The following is a 564-nucleotide window of genomic DNA, read 5'->3' on the forward strand; positions in this document are numbered from 1 at the left end:
GATCAATAATCTTGCTTGAAAGATCATCCATCTTCGCCACGCCGACTTTTTGTAGAGATAAGTCAATTTTGCCATCTTCACGGACTTGCTTGATGTAACCTTTTAGTTTTTTACCGATAAACAGCTTACCAAATACATCAGAAGGGAAAATCATGCCCCAGTGTTTGCCGTTTACAATCGCTTTGTAACCAAGTTGACTGCGTTCCGCGATAATCAGATCAACTTCTTCGTTTACTTCGTAGTTTGCTGGCGTTTTATCAAGCCACTTGTTGAACTTCGTCGTACCAACAATACGTCCCGACGCTTTATCGGTGTAAACATAAACCAGAATGTTTTGACCCGCAGTAAAGCGAGCTCGTTGCTCACTAAATGGGATAAGAAGGTCTTTCTCTTTAATGCCCCAGTTTACGAATGCACCCGTTTGATTGATGCCTTCGATTTTCATCAAGCCCCACTCGCCTACTTGAGCGATTGGCTTGTCAATGGTCGCAGCAAGTTGGCTTTCTGAGTCAAAGTACAAAAATACTTCGATGTGATCGCCAAGTTCAGTGCCTTCAGGTACAT

1 protein-coding gene is annotated in these 564 nt (G+C 42.9%); it reads right to left on the reverse strand.

Annotated elements, in window-relative coordinates:
• Positions 1 to 564 (reverse strand): S1 RNA-binding domain-containing protein (locus R7093_RS27145; RefSeq protein WP_318147266.1); only part of this gene is annotated, 564 nt, incomplete at both ends.

It is taken from the genome of Vibrio sp. 1580, assembly GCF_033340055.1.